Source organism: Enterobacter sp. MEB024 (genome assembly GCF_030209635.1).
Taxonomy (GTDB): Bacteria; Pseudomonadota; Gammaproteobacteria; order Enterobacterales; family Enterobacteriaceae; genus Enterobacter; species Enterobacter ludwigii.
In genome coordinates, this window is the sequence record NZ_JARVRQ010000005.1 from 135,470 (window position 1) to 156,270 (window position 20,801).

Below are 20,801 nucleotides of genomic sequence, written 5' to 3' on the forward strand. Positions count from 1 at the left end.
TTACTCTTCCCCCAGCTTATAAAAAATAGGGTTGTTGGTTTCACGCGTAATTAGATTAAGCCAAATTTCATTGCCGGCTTCGTTTATTTCTTTGGTTTTTTCCGCGATTATTTGACTTAGTTTCTGGGCATCTATTTCACCTTCGGCCTGCAGGTCATTCAGCAGGTGGACAAAGGCTTCTATTTTAACGGCGCGAAATAACCGGTCCTTTATATGACGGTCGTGCTCTTCCAGTAACATATTACGGGATTTACCGGTGCGAGAAACGCCTATTAATATGTCAGACTCGTAATCAGAGAGCTTTCTTTTCCCCTGAGTGAAATTAGCCTCTTTTTCTGCTTCCGTCGTTTGCTGTTCCACAGGCGCAATGTGGTACTTAGCCGGGACGAGGTAGTCGGGCAGCATTTTAATTTCCTTTAATTACAACAGGATGGGGTTGGTAAAGGCGTGAGATTCGTTGACAATATCATGAGGCAATTTTAAAATCAAAAAAAATGGAGCCTACCCATGAACAGCATTTTTTTTACGGTCATCACATTACTATTACTGACCGCTGGTGTTCTTTTATTGATGCAGGAGTTCAATAAAACGCAAGTGTCGAAAGACGCCAGTGAACCTCCGCTACCTGAACTGATGACAAAAGAGGAAGGTGAAGACCATTTCTCCGTATTGATGAACTCGGTTACACCGGTTTGGTACTGGCGGGTGAACCATGAATATATCGACTTTTTGCACGCGACAATTAAGCGAATGAAAATGTCGGAAATTAATGACACGCCTGGGTTGTTTGAAGCGCAGCGCCGCTGCAGCGACCTGAATTCCGCGGTGTATAAATATTATGACAATATCAAAAAGCGTTGCCTTAACGGTGAGAAGGTCTCCTGTTCCGATCTGGACGTATTAAACCTGCGCCAGTGTTTTCGTGAGTTCAGCCTGGAGGCGTATCCGGAACTGGTGGTGCTGGTCTGGCCGGAGTATGCGCGCCCGGACGTTAATCCTGACAATGTCTGAACGTACAACGAGTGAGTTGTTGCAAACAGTCAGCGCCGTTGAGATATACTGGGCGCTGGTTTCGTTTGCAGACAGGACTTTATGGAACGCTTCTTTGAAAACGCGATGTACGCCTCTCGCTGGATACTGGCACCCGTCTATTTTGGCCTTTCGCTGGCGCTGATTGCGCTGACGATTAAGTTTTTCCAGGAAATCTTGCATGTTCTGCCGAACATCTTTTCCATTGCCGAAGCAGATTTGATTCTGGTTCTGCTTTCGCTGGTGGATATGACGCTGGTGGGCGGATTACTGGTGATGGTGATGTTCTCCGGCTATGAGAACTTTGTCTCTCAGCTCGATATCGACGAGCGCAAAGAGAAGCTCAACTGGCTGGGCAAAATGGATGCCTCGTCGCTGAAGAATAAAGTGGCCGCGTCGATTGTGGCGATCTCATCTATCCACCTGTTACGCGTATTCATGGACGCCAAGAATGTCCCGGACAACAAACTGATGTGGTATGTGATTATCCATCTGACGTTTGTGCTGTCTGCGTTCGTGATGGGGTATCTGGATAAGATCAGTAAGAAGTAATTTCCCCCCCTCTTCCCAAGGGAGAGGGGGGCGTGAGCGCGACAGACCGCGCTATTTATCCGACGATGCCTGCCACAAATTCAATTCCCCATCCGCAACATGCTGGTCAATCCTTTTCAGCTCATCGTCGCTAAAGTGCAGGTTATTCAGGGCCTGCGCGTTCTCTTCGATCTGCTCCGGACGGCTCGCACCAATCAGTACGGATGTCACGCGTTCATCCTTCAGCAGCCAGCTCAGTGCCATTTGCGCCATCGTCTGACCACGGGCCTGTGCCATCTCATTCAGTAAACGCAGGCTGTTCAGGTTGGCTTCAGTCAGCATGTTTTCCGTCAGACCGCGCACCTTCTTGCCTTCACGCTGCATACGAGAATCTTCAGGAATACCGTTCAGATATTTTCCGGTCAGCAGACCCTGCGCCAGCGGCGTAAACGCAATGCAACCCGCCCCGTTTTTCTCAAGCGTATCCAGCAGGCCGGTGTGATCGACCCAGCGGTTGAGCAGATTGTAGGACGGCTGGTGGATAAGCAGCGGGATCTTCCACTCACGTAACAGGTCCGCCATTTTCTGGGTGCGCTCCGTGGAGTAGGAGGAGATACCGACATACAGCGCTTTACCGCTCTGCACAGCCTGGGCCAGCGCAGCGGCGGTCTCTTCCATCGGCGTATTTTCATCCACGCGGTGAGAATAGAAAATATCCACATACTCCAGCCCCATGCGCTTGAGACTCTGATCGAGACTGGCGAGCAGGTATTTGCGCGACCCGCCTGACCCATACGGCCCCGGCCACATGTCATAGCCTGCTTTGGTTGAGATGATCAGTTCATCACGATACGCGGCAAAATCTTCCCGCAGCAGACGACCCATGTTTTCTTCCGCGCTTCCCGCCGGCGGGCCGTAGTTGTTGGCAAGATCGAAATGGGTAATGCCGAGGTCGAAGGCTTTATGCAACAGCGCCCGCTGAGAGTCGAGAGGCTGTACGTGGCCGAAACTATGCCACAGACCAAGCGACAGCGCCGGCAGGCGCAGGCCGCTTTTTCCGCAGTAGCGGTACTGCATATTTTCGTAGCGGGCGGGGTAAGGGTGCCAGGACATGATGTCTCCTTTCTTGTCGATGAATTTTCGAAACAACGTTTTCATTCTGTGCTTATCAAATCACAAATCCTGTTGATAAGCGATGACATGCCTGACCGCCGGGAATGATTAACTTCTGCTGTGCTACCAGTGAAGTCGTGCTAATCAAAAATAATCACAAAAGGTTATAATTTCCGCCTTCTCTGCCGATAACGAAAGTAGTACTCGCCTCTGGGCGAATTCACCCTCACGGCAAGGAAGACTTATGAATATGTTGCGTAATTTCACGATCCGTTTCGTCATGCTGACGATTCTCGGGATCTTTTGTTTAATGTGGGCGGGCGTGGGGCTTTACAGCACCTGGTCTCTGTCACGGGTATCAGAGGGCAATGAGGTGGATCGCCAGCTGGTCCAACAGATGACCATACTCAGTCAGGGTAACGATCAGTATTTTCGCTTTGTGACCCGGTTGAGTCGCGCGATGGAAGTGAAAGCCGCGGGCGGCACACCGGATCTGGCCCCAGCCCAGCAGGCGCTGGACAATATGGGGAAGAAACTGGCTGAGATGAGGGCAATCTCACCAGGACCGATGGATGAGCAAGTTTCAGCTCAGGTGATCGGTAGCTGGCAGGCTTTGCTTGAGCAGGGCGTAACGCCGCAAATGCAGCAGGCGAAGCAGTCCTCTCTGGAGGGCTACCGTCAGCAGGCGAATAACATCACCCCTCCGCTGAGTCGTGCGTTTGGTGCTGCTGCGGAGAACTTTAACAACGCGGCCGCCCGGGCACTCGACAGCACCCGAGTGGTCGTGGACAGCCTGACCAGCATGACCCGCACGGTGATTATCACCGCCACGATTATTGGCCTGTTAATACTGCTCTTCACCGACCGTTACCTGGTGGCGATGCTGGTAAAACCGCTGGCTCGCATTCGCCAGCAGTTCCGCCAGATTGCCCAGGGCGATCTCAGTCAGCCGATTGAACCGTTCGGTCGCAACTGCGTGGGGCAACTGGTTCCCCTGCTGAGCGCGATGCAGGATAGCCTGCGAGAAGCGGTGAGCTCTATTCGCTCCGGCAGCGAGAATATCTGGCGCGGCGCGACGGAGATCTCCAGCGGTAATAACGATCTCTCGTCCCGTACCGAAGAGCAGGCCGCCGCTCTGGAAGAGACGGCGGCCAGCATGGAACAGCTGACCGCCACCGTGAAGCTGAACGCGGAAAGCGCGCGTCAGGCCAGCCAGCTGGCGGATGTGGCGTCAACAACGGCCAGCCGCGGCGGCTCGCTGGTGGAAGAGGTGGTGACCACCATGAGCGGTATTTCTGAGAGCTCGAAGAAGATTGCTGAAATCACCAATGTGATCAACAGCATTGCCTTCCAGACCAATATCCTGGCGCTCAACGCTGCCGTGGAAGCGGCGCGTGCGGGCGAGCAGGGACGTGGGTTTGCCGTCGTGGCCGGCGAGGTGCGTAACCTGGCAAGCCGCAGCGCCAACGCGGCAAAAGAAATTGAGGGATTGATTACCGATTCCGTTTCCCGCGTAGAGCAGGGCGCAAAGCTGGTGGGCGACACGGGCACCACCATGGATGCCATTTTGCGTGATGTGACGGAAGTGACGACCATCATGAAGCAAATCGCGTCTGCGTCTGAGGAGCAAAGTAAGGGGATTTCGCAGGTGGGTATTGCTATCACGCAAATGGATGGCGTGACACAGCAAAACGCCTCGCTTGTGGAAGAGGTCTCGGCAGCGGCCTCCGCGCTTGAACGTCAGACCGAAGAGCTTCAGCGGTCGGTGCAGAAATTCCGCCTCTCGGCATAAACACTGCTAAAAGGCCGCCGTGTGCGGCCTTTTTTTCGGTTAAACGCAGGCGAGCCAAACGGAGCGCCGCCCGCCGCTTATCAGTGGGTGGCTTCACCAATCAGTGCGCCAGAGCCGGCACCGACGGCGGCCCCTTTCAGTACGCTGTTGCCTGTTACCGCCGCAGCACCTGCACCCACCACGGCACCCACCGCACCGCCTTTACGCGCAGCTTTACCTTTGTCGCTGTTTTTGAACATCGCACCGGTACCCGCGCCAACGACCGCACCGCCTACCGTGGATTTCAAATCTTTGCCCGTGGCTGCGCCAATTGCCGCACCGGCCACTGCACCGGCGGCGGTTTTATCTATCGCCATACCAGAAGTGGAAAAGATCAGGGTGCTGATAATCAGCGCTGTTTTCATCAATTTCATAACAAATCCTTTGTGACTGCTGTCGGTTGAGTCCGCTTTTCTCGTCATCTGATCTGAGAAAAACGTCCGCATAGTGCCAGTAATACCGGCTCAACCCTTAAGCAAATCATGCCCCTGGCAGGGATCCCTGTTGCCGGGCGGTGGTCCGCCCGGCAGAGAATTACGCCTGACGCTTGTCTTCCGTATTGGTCTCGAAGTCGCTCGCCGCGTGGCGTTCGTGGAGCTGCTCGTTGAGCTCGCCGCTGGTGCGGTTAACGATACGCCCGCGCTTCACGGCAGGGCGGTGTGCAACATCTTTCGCCCAGCGCTGAACGTTGGTGTACTTCTCAGCGTCGAGGAACTCTGCGGCGTTATACACGCTACCCAGCGCCACGCAGCCGAACCACGGCCAGACCGCCATATCGGCGATGGTGTACTCTTCACCGGCCACGTAGCGGCTACGCGCCAGCTGTTTATCCAGCACGTCGAACAGGCGTTTGGCTTCCATCGTGAAGCGGTCAATCGCGTACTCAATCTTCACCGGTGCGTAGTTATAGAAGTGGCCGAAACCGCCGCCGAGGAACGGGGCCGCGCCCTGCAGCCAGAACAGCCAGTTCAGGGTTTCCGTACGTCCCGCCGGATCTTTTGGCAGGAAATGGCCGAACTTCTCTGCCAGATAGAGCAGGATGCTGCCGGATTCAAATACGCGCGTGGGCGGTGTCGTGGAGTGGTCACGCAGCGCCGGTATTTTCGAGTTCGGGTTCACTTCAACAAAGCCGCTGGAGAACTGGTCGCCTTCACCAATGCGAATCAACCATGCATCGTACTCGGCACCCGTCACGCCAAGCGCCAGAAGCTCTTCCAGCATGATGGTCACTTTCTGCCCGTTTGGTGTGCCCAGAGAATAGAGCTGCAGCGGATGCGAACCCACGGGTAACTCTTTCTCATGCGTCGCACCGGAGATCGGACGGTTAATATTGGCGAACGCGCCGCCGCCGTTCTTTTTCCATTCCCACACTTTGGGTGGCTGATAGGTATTTTCGTCTGACATGTTGGCCTGCCTTTTTTGTGATGTGTTGAGGGAGTGTAGCAGGAGTTCATGGGAGGGTTTAGCGAACTGAGCGCAATACATTTCCCCTTCGCGCCACACTACACAGACAGCGGAACGGGTGTATGATAAATCCCACCTCTGTCAGGTTAATTACAACGTGCAGACGACGACAACCCTTTCAACATTGCCGCCTGCCCGTCTTAGGTTGGATACATGCGTAAAGGAAAGTTAAGCAGTGACGCGCCATTCGGGACGTTATTAGGTTATGCGCCGGGTGGCGTGGCGATTTACTCTTCAAACTACGGCAGTCTCGATCCGCGTCGTTATCCGGAAGACGCGGATTTTCGCAGCTATATTGGCAATGAATACATGGGCCACAAGTGGCAGTGTGTTGAGTTCGCCCGCCGTTTTCTGTTCCTCAATTATGGATGTGTTTTCACCGATGTCGGTATGGCGTGGGAGATTTTCTCTCTGCGCTTTTTGCGCCAGGTCGTGAACGATAACATCCTGCCGCTTCAGGCCTTTGCCAATGGGTCGAAACGCGCGCCGAAGGCCGGGGCGTTGCTTATCTGGCAAAAGGGCGGGGAGTTTCATGAGACCGGCCACGTTGCCGTGATCACGCAACTGTTGGACGATAAGGTGCGCATTGCCGAGCAGAACGTTATTCACTCCCCGCTCCCGCTCGGGCAGCAGTGGACGCGCGAGCTGCGAATGACCGTTGAGAACGGTACTTACACGCTGCATGACACCTTTAACGATACCGAAATTCTCGGCTGGATGATCCAGACGGACGACACGGAGCACAGCATCCCGCAGCCGGAACTCGACGGTGAACTGCTGAAAATCAGCGGTGCGCGGCTGAAGAATAAACGTCAGTTTGACGGGAAATGGCTCAACGAAAACGACGCCCTGCAGCAGGCGTATGTCCGCGCAAACGGCCACTTTATCAATAAAGATCCCTGCCAGTATTTTACCATTACCGAAAGTGCCGAGCAGGAGCTGATCAAAGCGACCAATGAACTGCACCTGATGTACCTGCACGCGACCGACAAAGTGCTGAAGGACGATAACTTACTGGCGCTTTTTGACATCCCTAAAATCCTCTGGCCGCGTCTGCGCCTCTCATGGCAGTGGCGTCGTCACCATATGATCACCGGTCGTATGGATTTCTGTATGGATGAGCGTGGCATCAAGGTTTACGAGTACAACGCTGATTCCGCTTCCTGCCACACGGAAGGGGGATTAATCCTCGAAGAGTGGGTGAAGAACGGTTACCGCGGTAACGGCCACAATCCGGCGGAAGGTTTGCTGGAAGAACTTACCGGCGCGTGGAAGCACAGCCATGCGCGCCCGTTCGTGCACATCATGCAGGACAATGACGTCGAAGAGGATTATCACGCGCTCTTTATTCAGCGCTCTCTGCTGCAGGCCGGGTTTGAAACCAAAATTCTGCATGGGCTTAACGCTCTCAGCTGGGATGCGGCCGGGCAACTGATTGACGACGAAGGCCGTCACGTTAACTGCGTGTGGAAAACCTGGGCGTGGGAGACGGCGATAGAGCAGATCCGCGAGGTGAGCGAAACCGAATACGCCGCTGTGCCGATCCGCACCGGGCATCCGGCAGGTGACGTACGGCTGATTGACGTCCTGCTGCGTCCGGAAGTGCTGGTGTTCGAACCGCTGTGGACGGTTATTCCCGGCAACAAGGCGATCCTCCCGGTGCTCTGGCAGCTGTTCCCGAATCACCGTTATCTGCTCGATACCGATTTCGAGGTTAACGACCTGCTGAAACAAACCGGTTACGCCATCAAACCGATTGCCGGACGCTGCGGCAGCAATATCGATCTGATTAGCGCCGGGGATGAAGTGCTGGATAAATCGAGCGGCAAGTTTGTCGATCGCAAAAATATCTACCAGCAGCTGTGGTGCCTGCCGAAGGTGGATGGCAAGCATATCCAGGTCTGTACGTTTACCGTGGGCGGTAACTACGGCGGCACCTGTCTGCGCGGGGATGATTCGCTGGTGGTGAAGAAAGAGAGCGACATCGAACCGTTGATTGTGGTGAAAGACAAGTAAGCTGTTCCGGCTGTCAACACACACCCGCAAGTGTTCCTTGCGGGTGTTTTTCGTTTTCCGGCGGCTCAGGGATGCTCGTCGTGCTGCTGACTTATCTTCAGGTCAATGATGCGGCCGATCTGGTCATGATAGACCGTCAGCAAATTGTACTGACTCATCTCTGAAATGATTTGTGGGGGAACGTTAAAGCTTCTCGCCAGCTCATCGTGACGCCAGGCATTGGGACGCCGCCTTACCTGAGCGCGACGGCGATTGTACTGATACCACAGAATGAGCAACCAGCCGTTAAGCGCGGCGATCAGCAAATAGATCAGCACCGTATTAAACGAGGCAATAATAATGCCCCAGCGGTAGTTGCTCTCCTCGGTTACCTGCATCCACAGATTGGCATAGAGGAAAAACAGAAAACCTCCCCATGCCAGCAGCGTCAGCACCGCATCAAAAAGACGGGGCAATAGCCGATGTTCAGTCAGAATTAGCGTATTTTCGTTCATTGAATGCTTCCTTTTCCCCGGTCCGGACTGATCCAGCGCGCACGTGCACGCTGGCGTTTAAGCATGACTTTTGGAAAGGCGACGAGGGTGGTGAACAGACCAATCATCCAGTACACCATCGGGAACCAGATCACCCAGAAAAGCGAACTCGCCACGTTTCTTTCATAGCGTCGCTCGATATACAAACTGACGAGGAATTGCATCAGACACATGCCCCCCAGAAGCAACCCGGTAAATTCAGGAGGAAACAGACTCTCGACGGTCAGGTTTGTGGGTAACGTAATGATATGGCTGACAACGAACAGCAACACGGTCACCGCATAGGCGAATGCCCACAGCGTTGACAACGCGTACTCTAAAAACAGCGGCCACATGCGATGATGTTCCCAGCGCACGATCTTGCGAAGGTTAACCAGAAAGACCTCTGCACCGCCCTGCGCCCAGCGTAAACGCTGTTTCCACAGGCCTTTTAACGTCTCTGGCATCAGGATCCAGCACAGCGCCCGCGGCTCAAAAAAGATATCCCAGTGTCGAAGCTGAAGCTTCCAGCTGATGTCGATATCTTCGGTGATCATATCCGGGCTCCAGTACCCCACATCTGCCAGCGCCTGTCGGCGAAAGGCCGCAATAACCCCGGAGACGGTAAAGACCCTGCCGTAGATCCGCTGCGTCCGTTTGATGAGACCAATAATCGATGAGAACTCGCCTACCTGAATACGGCCAATCAGCGTTGATCGTGTGCGAATACGCGGATTCCCGGTGACGGCCCCGACGTGGGGATACTTAATCAGCGGCTCTACCAGATAGGCTGCGGTATCACGATCGAGCAGGGCGTCACCATCAATACAGACCAGCAGATCGCCGCGCGCCGCCGCCGCACCGGCCTTAAGCGCCACCGCCTTTCCCTGATTTTCTGCGAGGTGAATGACGCGCAGGCGCGGCTGTTCCTGCGCCAGCTGCTGCAGCACCTCTGCGGTGTTGTCGGAAGAACCATCGTTGATCGCGATAACTTCGATATGGGGGTAGCGCTGATCCAGCGCGGCGCTAATGGTCTCCCGGGCATTTCTTTCCTCGTTGAAACACGGGATCAGGATTGAAATTAACGGATCGCCGTCTAACGTCGGAGCAGGCGTCTGCTTATCCCATGACCAGTGCCGTTCAAGCTGAAACCAGAAATAGAGCCCCCCGGTTATCCAGAGCACGGACATGAACAGTGGCCAAAAGAAGACAAAATCCAGAATCAGTTCTCCGGTAAAGAGGGCAGCCACGCCCAGAGGCAACCCGAATACCAGGCATAAAATAGAGAATGCGATAATGCGATCAGTCATTGTCAGGGTACCAGTACGAAGAAAATTCAGGCCTGATGCGTGAAATATCAGGTTGGTTGTTGATGAAATCGTCGGGGTAGTAACCATAATTTTTGATGCCGTTCAGCTGGAGTACGCGCATCCACTGGGCCAGACGCGTGTCGGGCACGGCACGTTGAGGTTTCTGCTCCCAGTCCCGGGCCTGTAGCTCGAAAATGGTTTTATTGAGCGCACCGGGCCATGCGGCAACGGCGGCGATCAACCGCGTGAGCCAGGCATCGCTTTCCTCGGCCGGAACGGATTCCATCAGCGGCATAGCCATCGGAACCGTCCAGTCGTAGGTCATCAGAAAATCATCCAGATTTTGTGCAAACCACGCCTCGCTCTCGGGCTGCAGGATGGGCAGGGCGAACATATTCCGCGCGGTTTTAATCTGCGGGCCGCGTATGTTTTTCACCGCCTGGCTAAGGCTGCGGGTAAAGCCGACGAGCGTCTGACTTTTAAAGCGACTCCAGGCGTGAAGGGCGGCCGGATCGTGTTGCATTGCGGCGATGCTGCGGTTATTCCAGGCGCGCAGGGCATCCGGGCCGGCATCTTCAAAGTCTGTCAGCACCGCATCGTCGTGAAATAAGATCCCATTGAAGCTGGCGTAGCGGGCAAGATCTTCATAGATTTCCGTGACCTGCTGACGAACCTCGGGGTTCCACGGGGAGAGGCGGATGTAGGGGTCGGTAGCCTCGTGCAATTGGCCCGTTTGACGATCCCAGCGCTGTACCCGCGGGAGTGCGGGTGACAGATCGAAAGAGAGCACCGGCATCCACGCATAGACTTTTACGCCTGCACGGGTTTGCAGCTGCCAGGCGACAAAATTAAACAGATCGGCGCGCACCGGAAGCCGGCTGTTAGGGAAGTAGAGCGCTTTGATCGTGCCATCGCCCAGTGGATCGGAAAACGCCTGCAGGAAAACATGACTGATTTTCATGTCGTAAACCCGCTGGACAAGTTTGTTGATGTTGTTGGTTTGCTGGGCCGGATCGGGATCGTAAACATAATCGAGATCGACATGCATGACGCGCACGGGATCGGCCTCCTGAATCTGGCTGACCGTGCTGGCAAAGGATTTGAGCGAGGGATTTCCGGAAATTAAAAGACGCGGAATATTGCCGAGATCGCGCACATCCGCCAGCCCATCCTCAAGGGTAAAAGCCAACTGATAACCCTGCTTTCTGGCGATGGCGAGCGATGTGCCGTTCGCGGCGCCATAGGGCCAGACCCAGGCGCGGGGCGCTTTTCCTGTCACCCGGGTAATTTTGTCGGTAACTTTGCGCACGTCATCAGCGATCCGCTGGTTGAACTGCCGATCGGTTTCATAACGCCCCGTCGCTTTATCGTAAAAGCGGTTGGCGATGGCGGGTTCACGGCTTCCCTGTGGGTTAGCCGGTATGCCGTAATGCGAAGCCCAGGTATGCGAGCCAATCTCAACCAGCGGAGACTGGCTTAGCTCCCGCACCATATCCCAGGTTGCAAAGCGCTCGCGGGGCGTCATCAGTCCGCCGAAATTGACCTGCTGATTCGCTGGCGTATCTACCCAACTGCCCACCGGTGCCCACAGCGCAGGGACGTTCCAGGCCTGAAGAAGTGGCCAGACGCGGGTGTAGAAACTGCTGTAGCCATCATCAAAACTGAGTAAATAGGCTCTGGGCGGCAGCGTTTTTTTGCCCTCATGCGCATCCAGAATATCCTGCACGCTAATGGCGTGATAACCGTGATGCACAAGCCAGCCGATCTGCTCGTTTAGGGCGCTGGTACGAACTGACAGGTAGCGCTGATCGGCTGCATCATCTTCAACGTCATGGTAGGCCAGAACCAGAAAATGGTTCTTTGGCCAGGGTTTACTCGCCTCAGGCTGTGGCCGTTCCTGGGGGGACATAAACGAGAGGGCCTGAGCGCAAACGCTCGCGCTGAGGCATAACCAGCCGATAATTATCAGGCTCACAGAAAAACGTTTGTTCAGCATATTCATCCTTAAAAGCGTAAATTCGCATCAAACGTGACGGAGAGATTGCTTTCTCGTTTACCGTCGAAAGGGCGCTTGTCCCAGTTCAGCATCACGCCACTATCAATGACGTTGTTCCATTGAATGCGTTGCCCGTAACCCAGCAGGGCGATGGCGCCAGCGGGCTGATTTTTCTGCCAGTATTCCCCGCCGCCGAGAACGACCTGCTGGCTCCAGAGCGTGTCGTAATGGCGGTACATCTGATGATCGACGGACAGGGCCGCCGTTACGGAGAGATCCCGCTCCGGGTTGTAATAGAGCGTGTCCCGCAGTGTGTTGGTACTCGCTGATATACCCGGTTCGAGATCCAGCGTCAGGGTGGGTGTCTGCCACAGCCGCTCTTTACCCGTAAGGGCGAACTCCTGGCGGCGGTTATGGTCGGAAAAATGGCTGGCAGAGGCGTTAAACTGGTACTCACGGCGTTCGTTTTGATACCAGCGGACCCAGCCTTCTCCCCGGTTTGCGCTGACGCCATTACGCAGTGCCCGTAAAGGCGTCGTGCGTGAAAGACGTTCGAGGTTTCCACCCACCTGCCAGCTATCGTTCAGGCCGTACGCCGCCGAGAGGCGAGCACCGGGCTTGTTTGCACCGTGATAATGGTTGCCGGAGAGTTCTGCTTCGACCAGAAGGTCGCGAGGCCGCCATTCGACGCCGGCAAACAGGTGGCGGCTGCTGCCTTTGCCTTCGTCGAAATTGCCCTGCGCAAATCGGGTTCCACCAAACAGTCGCCAGTTATCCGCGACGGGCGGACCGTAGAGCGTGGCATCCCAGCTCAGATCGTGTGTGCCGCTGACGGGGTTATCAGAGTGCAGTCCTTTGCCCGCGTTCAGACGCAGTTCGGACAGATGATGGACGTTTCTGAGCCTGTCCAGACGTCGGGCGCTCCCGTCGACAGGCGCGCGGGCGATAACGTCATCGGCCAGTAAATCCATCTGTCGCCACTCCTGCAGATCCATTGCGACGTAGGCCTGCTGCCGTTCCAGCTCGATATTGGATGGCTCCAGCGTCTCGGCCATTTTGAGCTTTTGCTCCGCCGCCCGCGGCAGACCCCGCGCCTGAAGTAAGGTGGCGTAATCAATCTGTAATCCCTGATTTCCCGGCGCTGACGCAGCCAGACGTTGCGCCAGCTTTTCGGCTTGCGGAAGGGCATTGGTCATCAGCAAATAGTTAAAGGTGAGCGACTGCCCGATGAGCCATTGATCGTTGGGTTGCGGGGTTGGCGAACCGAAATCGTAGCGGGTCCAGGGCGTGTTACGGGTTATCTTCTCAACATACTGGCGAGCGGCCTGATACTGCCCGGTATCCAGCCAGGCGTAGAAAAGCGCATGATCGTCGTCCTGCGGATCCGGCGCATAGTCTGGATAACGTTTGAGAAGCGAGAGGGCGGCATCGGCATTTTTCTCCTCCAGATACGCGGAGATAACCCAGCCAATTGCCCAGGTCGGCACGGGATGCTGAGCCGACGTTAATGCCTGATATTCCCTGATGACCTGTTGATAATTACCGTGGGCGTGAAGCGCGCCAAGCCGATCGACACGGGCCCGGATAACGTCCTCCGCTGCCTGAGGTTCGTTTTGCCAGCGGGACAGCAGTTCGTCATAGCGGTTCAGCGCCGCTTGCGCGAGCTGCAAACGCTCTGTTTCAGTACGGGCAGGCACATCGGCGAGGCGTACCATTTCGGCGGCGGCGTTGAGTGCCAGGCGGCGACGTTGCGCGGGGGGCAGCGTCACCGTTTGTGAAAGCCGCAGGGCAGGCGTGTCGGCCCGGTTGTCTGTTAACGCATCAATCAACTCAGTACGAAGGGCGTCATCCGCTGGCGCACTATTCAACGCGCGGAGGTCTGCCAAAAGCCGTTCCTGGTTTTTCCCCTGGCGTGAATAGACATAAGAGAGCGTCTGGAGGTGAGCCAGAGAGGGCTTTTCCGCCACCCGTTGCTGGGCTTCCTGCAGGGCCAGTGTATCCATGCGGGCGTCGGCGAGGGTTTTGATGTAGCCGATGCGATAATCGTCGTTATCCGGTGCAAGGTTACACGCCTCCTTCCAGAGCATTAACGCAGATTGCCACGCCTTTTGGTTTCGCCTTGCCTGAGCAGCAGCAGCTACGCCACGGGCAGGAAGAGGCATATAGACCTTGTAACGCAGCCAGACCTGAATAACGTCGTCATCACGACCCGCCCAGGACGCCACCTGCAACCAGTCCGCAACCTGCTCAGGCGTCAGGGCATGTTGCTGCTGATAACGCTGAAGATATTGCAGAAAAGGTGCGTAATTACCGTTACGCGCCTGCTGAATCTGTTGTTCATATACTGATTCTGCTGCCTGAACCAGAAAGGGGAAAAGTAATAACAGAAACAATAAAGCGGGAGTGCGGTAAAAGAATAACGTATTGAAGCGAAGTGATCTTTCCATATCTATTTGCCATTTGTTTATCATAAATCCATTGCATAACACGGCCGCCTTTAAGCACGGGGTTAAAGGCCATAAATGAGAACGTTTAATCTGAATGCAGTTACGTTATGGGGTACTTACTTAAAGGTAATTATGGGTCCTTATGGTCAGGGCTAAGTGGCTGGTAATGTACACCCGATATGTTGGCAGATAAATATGTTGAAAAGCACGGTGGTTGTTTTGAGATAATTCTGTAATGAGCTGTCCTAAACGATTATTTTGAAATGAGTTTATATTTGTAATTTTATGATTTTATTGGTTTTTATTTATATTGTGACAAATTTGTTTATATTTTTAATGTGCCTTATTGGTGTGAATTAAAGTACTTTCCGGTGCATGTTTGGGAAGTTTCATGACAAAAATTCTTAATATCCATAAAAGTGACTTTTCTGAGATTGTTTTTTACTTATAATTAATGGCAGCCATTGAATGATAGTCTATGGGAAGGCGTATCAATGAATGTGCGAATTGAGGGTCAATCAAAGCCAGAATACATTTATCGTTAATATAAAAGCGCTATAAAACGAAGGCGGACTTCTTTCCGAAGGGTCGTTCTTGCTTTAATCTAAAAGGGATGGTTAGTGGCAACTTCAATAGTGTTAGTGACACAGGATCGCTACCTTGTCAGGGGGATGAGGATATTTTTTCCGGATATAATCCTGCTGGACTCCATTGACAGAAAGATATTTGATAACGGCGCAGATGAATATTCTGTATTGATTGATAGCCGTGCACCGCTGCGTTTATATGATTACCTGATACGCCATCCGGCCAGAACGAAAAAAACAATCTGCTGCGTTATGCTCGATATGCGGCATCGCGAGGAGAATCTGCTCAGCATGAAGTTGTTTATGAACACGTCGCTCACGGCACCCGATATGGCGTCGTTATTCAACCTGGTGCTCAACATGAAGGGCAAACGTCTGACAACAAAGTGGCTGCTGAACTTACGGCTGAGCACGCATGAAGCCATTATGCTGCGGTTGCTCAGGGCTGGCATGGCGATGGAAGAGGTGGCACAGGAACTGAATACGTCGATTAAAAGCCTCTACCGTAAACGGACCGCGCTTTCAGAACGGCTGGGGGCAGAGAACTTCAACGAGGCTTGTTTGTTTATCTTTAAAAATAAACTGCTGGATTCGGATGGGAACGATCCCTAGCTTTGATTTACCCCAAAAGCAAAAACCCGCCACGAGGGCGGGTTTTCTGAAGAGTGGAGCTCGGACTTCGGCATTAGTATTTTAAATATCATAGTGATAACCATTTTATGTTTTGATTTTGTTGTTTGTTATCTTCAGGATTTCTACTGATGCTGGCACTGTACTTTGGGCCGAGTCTAACCCTCTCTGAGTCATATCCGTGCCTCAATATCCCTATTTGTCTCGGTGCTATAAGAGTAAGACGTTTGGCAGGCCGTCGTCGAACCCAGATAAAGCTAAACGCAAAGGTTTCGGACAGGAACTAATTAAGTTTTACCGTGCGGTGTCGCGTCGTCTGGTTAGCAGGATTAATCATTTATGCCGGCTACGGCAGAAGCGGGAACTTTACCCTTGACGGCTCGGTTAGCCATATTGCATAGAATGATATAAGAAATCTAAATAACCTTTTGTTTTGTTAGGTTTTTTATTGGTATGGCGTTAGGGGCTTCATGATTCTTTATTATAAAATGCCATCAGGCCGTTTTGAACAATATGCTTTAATAGTTTGTTATTACGGAGAGATTTTCCTTTGGACTTTTCTTATGCGATGCTTAAGCCTTCGTTAAGCAAAGGGACCCTATGATGCCTGAATTCTCTCGCTGTGCCTTTACCGAAGGCAGCGTTTCCTTACCAGAAGGCTATGTCGACCGCACTGTCAATGTGCTATTGGCTGGCGATGACATTTCCCCCTCGATCAATATTTCCCGCGATGTATTGCAACCTGCGGAAACTCTCAATGACTACATTAGCCGTCAGCTGGCAGCGCTAGGCCAAAGTCTGAAGGGCTGGGCTTTCAAAAGCCGAGAACCGGCATTGCTGGGCAGTGATCATCTGGTCGGAGAATGGATACGAGCGAGTTACTTGCGCGACGGCAAACGTATCTGGCAAAGCCAGGCTGTATTTGCGCAGGCAGAAGGGCGAGTATTGGTATTTACACTGGCGATGGCGCGTAAGCTGACCCAGCAGGACGACGAGCTTCTGCAGCAAGTGCTCGATAGCTATAGGGCGGCCTGATTCATGATGACACTTTGTAAAAGGAACTTACGATGAGCGAAGCGGCGCGTGTTGACGATACTATAGGGCATTCGCATGCTCTGGCCGGCATGATCGGCGGCACTCTGGTTGGTGGTCTGATTGCTGCTGCTGGTGCGGTGGCTGCAGGCGCGTTGTTCGTCGCTGGACTGGCGGCTTCCTGTTTGGGCGTAGGCGTGCTGTTGATCGGTGCCAGCCTGGCGGTGGGTTATCTTACCGGGGTGGCGGCCACTGCGGCCCGTGATGGCATTGCCGATGCAGGGGCTGGCAGCCTCACGCCTAAGGGCAATATTGTCACTGGCTCATCAAACGTATTTATCAACGGTAAACCGGCGGCCATCGCCACGGTCAGCCAGGTATCGTGCAATGATGACGGCCCAAGCATGCAGATGGCTCAGGGTTCTGAAAAGGTTAGCATCAATGGGCTGCCGGCCGCTCGGGTGGGGGATAAAACTAACTGCGACGCGCAAGTGATGGAAGGTTCGCCAAACGTACGTATCGGCGGCGGCACGGTGACCACATTGCCGATAAAACCTGAAGTGCCGGACTGGTTGTACAAGGCTTCCGACCTGACGCTGCTTTTCGCCGGCCTGGTGGGTGGTGCGGGCGGTGCCGCCAGCAAGCTGGGCGCATTGGGAAAAATGCTTAGTAAGTTACCAGGCATCAATAAGCTAGGGCGCATCGCCTGCCGTTTTGGCACCTTGATGACTGCGACTGCCGCAGCTGGCATCATCGCCCGGCCAGTGGATATCGTTAGTGGTCAAAAATTCCTCGATGGTGAGGACGAACTCGATTTTGTGCTGCCGTCTCGCCTGCCGGTAGCTTGGCAACGTTACTGGCGCAGCGGTAACCCTGGCGACAGCGTGCTGGGGCGAGGCTGGAGTCTGTTCTGGGAGAGCTGCTTACAAACCTACCAGGACGGCGTGGTGTGGAGAGCACCTTCGGGCGATTACGTTGCCTTTCCAATGGTGCCGCGCGGTCACAAAACATACTGCGAGGCCGAGAAGTGCTGGCTGATGCATAACGAAGACGGCAGCTGGCAGCTATTTGACGTGGGCGAACAGAGCTGGCACTACCCACCCCTTGACGGTGAAAAACTGAGCCGGTTGGTTATGCTGACTGACGCCACCGGCAATTCAATCTCGTTATTTTATGATGACCAAGGTCAATTGACTGACCTGGTCGACAGTGCCGAGCAGCGCTTAACCTGCCATTATTTGACTACCGTTAATGGACTCCTTCGCCTCGACACCGTATTGCTGAATACTCCGGACGGCTATCTGCCGCTTGTTAGCTACGCTTATGACGATGAGGGGCAACTGATCGCAGTGACCAATCGTGCAGGCGAAATCAGCCGCCGTTTTACTTGGCGGGATGGGCTCATGGCCAGCCATCAAGATCGGCAGGGCTTATTGAATGAATATCTGTGGCAAGAAATTGACGGATTACCCCGGGTGATTGCCTGGCGCCACAATGCCGGCGAAGAATTGTCATTGCACTATGATTTTGCTGGCGGTTTACGCCGAGCCGTGCGTGATGACGGCAAACAGGCACTGTGGCAGTTGGATGATAGCGATAATGTGGCGCAGTTTACGGATTTTGACGGTAGAAAAACGGCTTTGATCTATGAGTGCGATGAGTTGTGTGGCGTGTTGCTCCCGGGGGGCGCACAACGGCAGAGCGAGTGGGATCGTTACGGCCGCTTGCTGAGTAAAACCGACCCGCTGGGTCGTAAGACTACCTACCAGTATTCCCGCAACAGCGGTCGTCTTTTCTCAGTTACATATCCGGACGGCAGCCAGGTGTTCCAGCACTGGGATGCCCTGGGGCGTTTGACGCAACAAATTGACGCACTGGGCAACACCACTCGCTACCGATATTCCGACGATAAAGAGAGTCTGCCGGAGGCCATCATTGATGCGCTGGGCGGTGAGGTGAAGCTGGCATGGAATGCGCAGGGACTATTGACGCGTTACTCAGACTGTTCTGGAAGCGTTACCGCCTATGCCTATGATGGATTGGGTCAGCTTACGCATCGCACCGACGCAGAAGGAAATCTGACCCGTTATCAATGGGATCGCGCCGGCCGGCTGGAAAGACTTATCCACCCTGATAGTAGCGAAGAGCGATTCGCCTGGAATACGCATGGACAGCTGGTCCGTCATCAAGATCCGCTTGGTAGCGAGACGCACTGGCAGTACAACCTGTTGGGGCAGCCAGTCAGCGTGACGGACCGGATTAACCGAATACGTCGTTACCACTACAATTGCCGCGGTTGGCTGACAAATATCGACAATGGTAACGGTGGTGAATATCACTTCAGTCATGATGCAGTTGGCCGGTTGACTAGCGAGCGGCGTCCGGATAGAACCGAACACTTTTATCAGTATGGCCCTGATGGTCAACTGACCGAACACAGAGAGACTGGCCCATGGGACGATTCGACACCACCGGCTCAGCGGCTGCACAAATTTCTTTATGACGAAGCGGGTCAATTAGCCTGGAGAGGCAACGACAGCGCGCAATTGAATTACCATTATGATGCAATGGGACGGATGATCCGATTGACGCGCACACCGACCCTTGCTGGCGCCGAGCTGGGCATTGAGTCAGATAGCGTGCAACTGCGCTACGATAAAGCTGGCAATCTTCTGGCTGAGCAGGGCGTCAACGGCGAATTGCAATATCAGTGGGATGCACTGGCCAACCTGAAAGGGCTTACCTTACCGCAGGGGGACCAGCTGCAGTGGCTTTACTATGGCTCAGGGCATGCCAGTGCCATCAAATTCAATCAGCAACTGGTGAGCGAGTTCACACGCGACCGCCTGCACCGCGAAACCTGCCGTACGCAGGGCGCGCTGCAGCAATATCGTCAGTATGATGCGCTGGGGCGTCGCTGCTGGCAAAGCAGTGATTATAGTTATGGGAAGATAACCAAACCGGAAGATGGCGTGTTGTGGCGAGTGTTCCGTTATACCGGTCGTGGTGAACTTGAGGGAGTCAGTGATGCGCTCCGCGGCGAGGTCCACTACAGGTATGATGCTGAAGGACGGCTACTGCAGCATCGGGAAATTCGCCTTGGCAAGACGGGTAACCGTTTAGTGTATGACCGTGCCGATAACGTGCTGGGCTGGCAAAGCCCAAATGACGATGTTGACAGACATTTACCACTGGCGCCGATCACCGACAATCGCCTGACGCACTGGCAACAGCTATTCTATCGTTACGACGCCTGGGGCAACCTTGTCAGCCGGCGGAACGGGATGTATGAACAGCATTACCGCTACGATGCCGATAACCGCTTGATACAGGCGCTTGGCCGTGGCCCAGAGGGTGAATTTGAGGCGCAGTACCATTACGACGCGCTGGGCCGTCGCATACGCAAGATAATAAGCTACAAGGGCAAACCGGCGGAGACAACGTGTTTTCTGTGGGAAGGTTACAGGCTGCTTCAGGAGCAACGGGACAACGGCACGCGCAGGACCTGGAGTTACGACCCGGCCAGCGCTTGGACCCCGCTGGCTGCCATTGAACAGGCGGGTGATGACCAGCAGGCTGAACTCTACTGGCTGCACACCGATCTCAACAGCGCACCGTTGGAAGTGACCGACGCCGAGGGAAATTTGCGCTGGTCCGGCAACTACGACACCTTTGGCAAAATGCAGGGGCAGACGGTTGCCAGCATCGAAAAACGCAAGGGTGCGTTGTACGACCAGCCGCTGCGCTATGCGGGCCAATACCAAGATAACGAAAGCGGGCTACATTATAATCTTTTTCGTTATTATGAGCCGGAGGTGGGGCGCTTTATCACACAGGATCCGATAGGGTTGCGTGGTGGGTTTAACTTGTATCAGTATGCGCCTAACCCACTGGGATGGGTTGACCCTTTAGGGCTTTACCGCGGTGAGGGGGAACGTGGTTTAGGGAAGTACCATGTGTTCCATGAACATACTTTGGACTCTTCAGAGTATACACTGACGGATAAAGAGCATTTTAGCCGTGCAAACGAGTCAGTATATAAGCGTTTGCAAGTGGACCCTGACTTTAAACGAGAGTTACAAGTCAAATATCCCGGTGTAGTAGAACACGTTCAACCGATGAAAAATGGTAAATTCAGAGGATCTTCACCTAAAGGGATGACGTGGCATCATGGTGATTCCCCTGGTTCACTACAGTTGGCAGATTTTAATGATCACAAAAGTTACCATAAAATTTACCATCCTGATGGAACTGGTGGTCGTAATAAATGGGGTGGCGGGACGTCCTGCAGAAAATAGTGGAG

Annotated in this window: 15 protein-coding genes; 7 read left to right on the forward strand and 8 right to left on the reverse strand. The window is 54.0% G+C overall.

Annotated features, from left to right (window positions below; all coding sequences use genetic code 11):
* A complete protein-coding gene (locus QRN24_RS10245; protein WP_032680298.1) occupies nucleotides 1-405 on the reverse strand; it encodes a hypothetical protein in 405 nt (134 codons plus the stop codon).
* Nucleotides 406-507: 102 nt separating this feature from the next.
* Here QRN24_RS10245 and QRN24_RS10250 point away from each other — a divergent pair, with 102 nt between their 5' ends.
* Together QRN24_RS10250 and QRN24_RS10255 are read left to right on the forward strand one after the other, a co-directional pair.
* On the forward strand, nucleotides 508-1,011 hold the full coding sequence (locus tag QRN24_RS10250) for an ESA_00282 family adhesion-associated protein (RefSeq protein ID WP_020883663.1): 504 nt from the start codon (nucleotides 508-510) through the stop codon (nucleotides 1,009-1,011).
* A gap of 81 nt (nucleotides 1,012-1,092) precedes the next feature.
* Complete coding sequence (locus QRN24_RS10255) at nucleotides 1,093-1,581, forward strand: TIGR00645 family protein (protein WP_014171606.1); 489 nt, start codon at nucleotides 1,093-1,095, stop codon at nucleotides 1,579-1,581.
* A 51-nt stretch (nucleotides 1,582-1,632) separates the two neighbouring features.
* On the opposite strand, the gene QRN24_RS10260 is transcribed toward QRN24_RS10255, so the two are convergent.
* On the reverse strand, nucleotides 1,633-2,673 hold the full coding sequence (locus tag QRN24_RS10260; protein ID WP_284942679.1) for an aldo/keto reductase: 1,041 nt from the start codon (nucleotides 2,671-2,673) through the stop codon (nucleotides 1,633-1,635).
* A 244-nt stretch (nucleotides 2,674-2,917) separates the two neighbouring features.
* On the opposite strand from QRN24_RS10260, the gene QRN24_RS10265 reads away from it, so the two are divergent.
* Nucleotides 2,918-4,465 carry a methyl-accepting chemotaxis protein gene (locus QRN24_RS10265; RefSeq protein WP_284942680.1) on the forward strand — a complete coding sequence of 516 codons (1,548 nt, stop codon included), beginning with the start codon at nucleotides 2,918-2,920 and terminating at the stop codon, nucleotides 4,463-4,465.
* An 80-nt stretch (nucleotides 4,466-4,545) separates the two neighbouring features.
* On the opposite strand, the gene QRN24_RS10270 is transcribed toward QRN24_RS10265, so the two are convergent.
* Nucleotides 4,546-4,878 carry a glycine zipper domain-containing protein gene (locus QRN24_RS10270; RefSeq protein WP_284942681.1) on the reverse strand — a complete coding sequence of 111 codons (333 nt, stop codon included), beginning with the start codon at nucleotides 4,876-4,878 and terminating at the stop codon, nucleotides 4,546-4,548.
* Between the two features lie 160 nt (nucleotides 4,879-5,038).
* Nucleotides 5,039-5,908, reverse strand: a complete 870-nt coding sequence (gene yghU / locus QRN24_RS10275; protein WP_020883668.1) for a glutathione-dependent disulfide-bond oxidoreductase — start codon at nucleotides 5,906-5,908, stop codon at nucleotides 5,039-5,041.
* A 213-nt stretch (nucleotides 5,909-6,121) separates the two neighbouring features.
* On the opposite strand from yghU, the gene gss reads away from it, so the two are divergent.
* Nucleotides 6,122-7,984, forward strand: coding sequence for a bifunctional glutathionylspermidine amidase/synthase (gene gss / locus QRN24_RS10280; RefSeq protein ID WP_284942682.1), 1,863 nt, complete (start codon nucleotides 6,122-6,124; stop codon nucleotides 7,982-7,984).
* Between the two features lie 65 nt (nucleotides 7,985-8,049).
* Here gss and pgaD read toward each other — a convergent pair whose 3' ends face one another.
* From pgaD to pgaA, 4 genes are read right to left on the reverse strand one after another with little or no spacing between them, the layout of a single operon-like run.
* Nucleotides 8,050-8,478, reverse strand: coding sequence for a poly-beta-1,6-N-acetyl-D-glucosamine biosynthesis protein PgaD (gene pgaD / locus QRN24_RS10285; protein ID WP_284942683.1), 429 nt, complete (start codon nucleotides 8,476-8,478; stop codon nucleotides 8,050-8,052).
* A complete protein-coding gene (gene pgaC, locus QRN24_RS10290; protein ID WP_284942684.1) occupies nucleotides 8,475-9,806 on the reverse strand; it encodes a poly-beta-1,6-N-acetyl-D-glucosamine synthase in 1,332 nt (443 codons plus the stop codon). Before pgaC ends, pgaD begins: the two co-directional genes overlap by 4 nt.
* Nucleotides 9,799-11,802 carry a poly-beta-1,6-N-acetyl-D-glucosamine N-deacetylase PgaB gene (gene pgaB / locus QRN24_RS10295; RefSeq protein WP_284942685.1) on the reverse strand — a complete coding sequence of 668 codons (2,004 nt, stop codon included), beginning with the start codon at nucleotides 11,800-11,802 and terminating at the stop codon, nucleotides 9,799-9,801. The genes pgaC and pgaB overlap by 8 nt, the downstream gene beginning before the upstream one ends.
* Nucleotides 11,803-11,810: 8 nt before the next feature.
* Nucleotides 11,811-14,249, reverse strand: coding sequence for a poly-beta-1,6 N-acetyl-D-glucosamine export porin PgaA (gene pgaA, locus QRN24_RS10300; protein ID WP_284942686.1), 2,439 nt, complete (start codon nucleotides 14,247-14,249; stop codon nucleotides 11,811-11,813).
* Between the two features lie 671 nt (nucleotides 14,250-14,920).
* Here pgaA and QRN24_RS10305 point away from each other — a divergent pair.
* The 3 genes from QRN24_RS10305 to QRN24_RS10315 all read left to right on the forward strand — a co-directional run bounded on the left by QRN24_RS10305 (nucleotide 14,921) and on the right by QRN24_RS10315 (nucleotide 20,796).
* A complete protein-coding gene (locus QRN24_RS10305) occupies nucleotides 14,921-15,448 on the forward strand; it encodes a helix-turn-helix transcriptional regulator (protein ID WP_044857798.1) in 528 nt (175 codons plus the stop codon).
* Nucleotides 15,449-16,069: 621 nt separating this feature from the next.
* Nucleotides 16,070-16,501 carry a DcrB-related protein gene (locus tag QRN24_RS10310; protein ID WP_138614621.1) on the forward strand — a complete coding sequence of 144 codons (432 nt, stop codon included), beginning with the start codon at nucleotides 16,070-16,072 and terminating at the stop codon, nucleotides 16,499-16,501.
* Nucleotides 16,502-16,533: 32 nt separating this feature from the next.
* Nucleotides 16,534-20,796 carry an RHS repeat-associated core domain-containing protein gene (locus QRN24_RS10315; RefSeq protein WP_284942687.1) on the forward strand — a complete coding sequence of 1,421 codons (4,263 nt, stop codon included), beginning with the start codon at nucleotides 16,534-16,536 and terminating at the stop codon, nucleotides 20,794-20,796.
* The last annotated feature ends 5 nt before the right edge of the window (nucleotides 20,797-20,801 follow it).

What these genes read in the sequence shown, in the direction of transcription:
- QRN24_RS10245 (WP_032680298.1), bottom strand. Translation starts at nt 405, where the DNA reads ATGCTGCCCGACTACCTCGTCCCGGCTAAGTACCACATTGCGCCTGTG.
- QRN24_RS10250 (WP_020883663.1), top strand. Translation starts at nt 508, where the DNA reads ATGAACAGCATTTTTTTTACGGTCATCACATTACTATTACTGACCGCT.
- QRN24_RS10255 (WP_014171606.1), top strand. Translation starts at nt 1,093, where the DNA reads ATGGAACGCTTCTTTGAAAACGCGATGTACGCCTCTCGCTGGATACTG.
- QRN24_RS10260 (WP_284942679.1), bottom strand. Translation starts at nt 2,673, where the DNA reads ATGTCCTGGCACCCTTACCCCGCCCGCTACGAAAATATGCAGTACCGC.
- QRN24_RS10265 (WP_284942680.1), top strand. Translation starts at nt 2,918, where the DNA reads ATGAATATGTTGCGTAATTTCACGATCCGTTTCGTCATGCTGACGATT.
- QRN24_RS10270 (WP_284942681.1), bottom strand. Translation starts at nt 4,878, where the DNA reads ATGAAATTGATGAAAACAGCGCTGATTATCAGCACCCTGATCTTTTCC.
- yghU (WP_020883668.1), bottom strand. Translation starts at nt 5,908, where the DNA reads ATGTCAGACGAAAATACCTATCAGCCACCCAAAGTGTGGGAATGGAAA.
- gss (WP_284942682.1), top strand. Translation starts at nt 6,122, where the DNA reads ATGCGTAAAGGAAAGTTAAGCAGTGACGCGCCATTCGGGACGTTATTA.
- pgaD (WP_284942683.1), bottom strand. Translation starts at nt 8,478, where the DNA reads ATGAACGAAAATACGCTAATTCTGACTGAACATCGGCTATTGCCCCGT.
- pgaC (WP_284942684.1), bottom strand. Translation starts at nt 9,806, where the DNA reads ATGACTGATCGCATTATCGCATTCTCTATTTTATGCCTGGTATTCGGG.
- pgaB (WP_284942685.1), bottom strand. Translation starts at nt 11,802, where the DNA reads ATGCTGAACAAACGTTTTTCTGTGAGCCTGATAATTATCGGCTGGTTA.
- pgaA (WP_284942686.1), bottom strand. Translation starts at nt 14,249, where the DNA reads ATGGAAAGATCACTTCGCTTCAATACGTTATTCTTTTACCGCACTCCC.
- QRN24_RS10305 (WP_044857798.1), top strand. Translation starts at nt 14,921, where the DNA reads ATGAGGATATTTTTTCCGGATATAATCCTGCTGGACTCCATTGACAGA.
- QRN24_RS10310 (WP_138614621.1), top strand. Translation starts at nt 16,070, where the DNA reads ATGCCTGAATTCTCTCGCTGTGCCTTTACCGAAGGCAGCGTTTCCTTA.
- QRN24_RS10315 (WP_284942687.1), top strand. Translation starts at nt 16,534, where the DNA reads ATGAGCGAAGCGGCGCGTGTTGACGATACTATAGGGCATTCGCATGCT.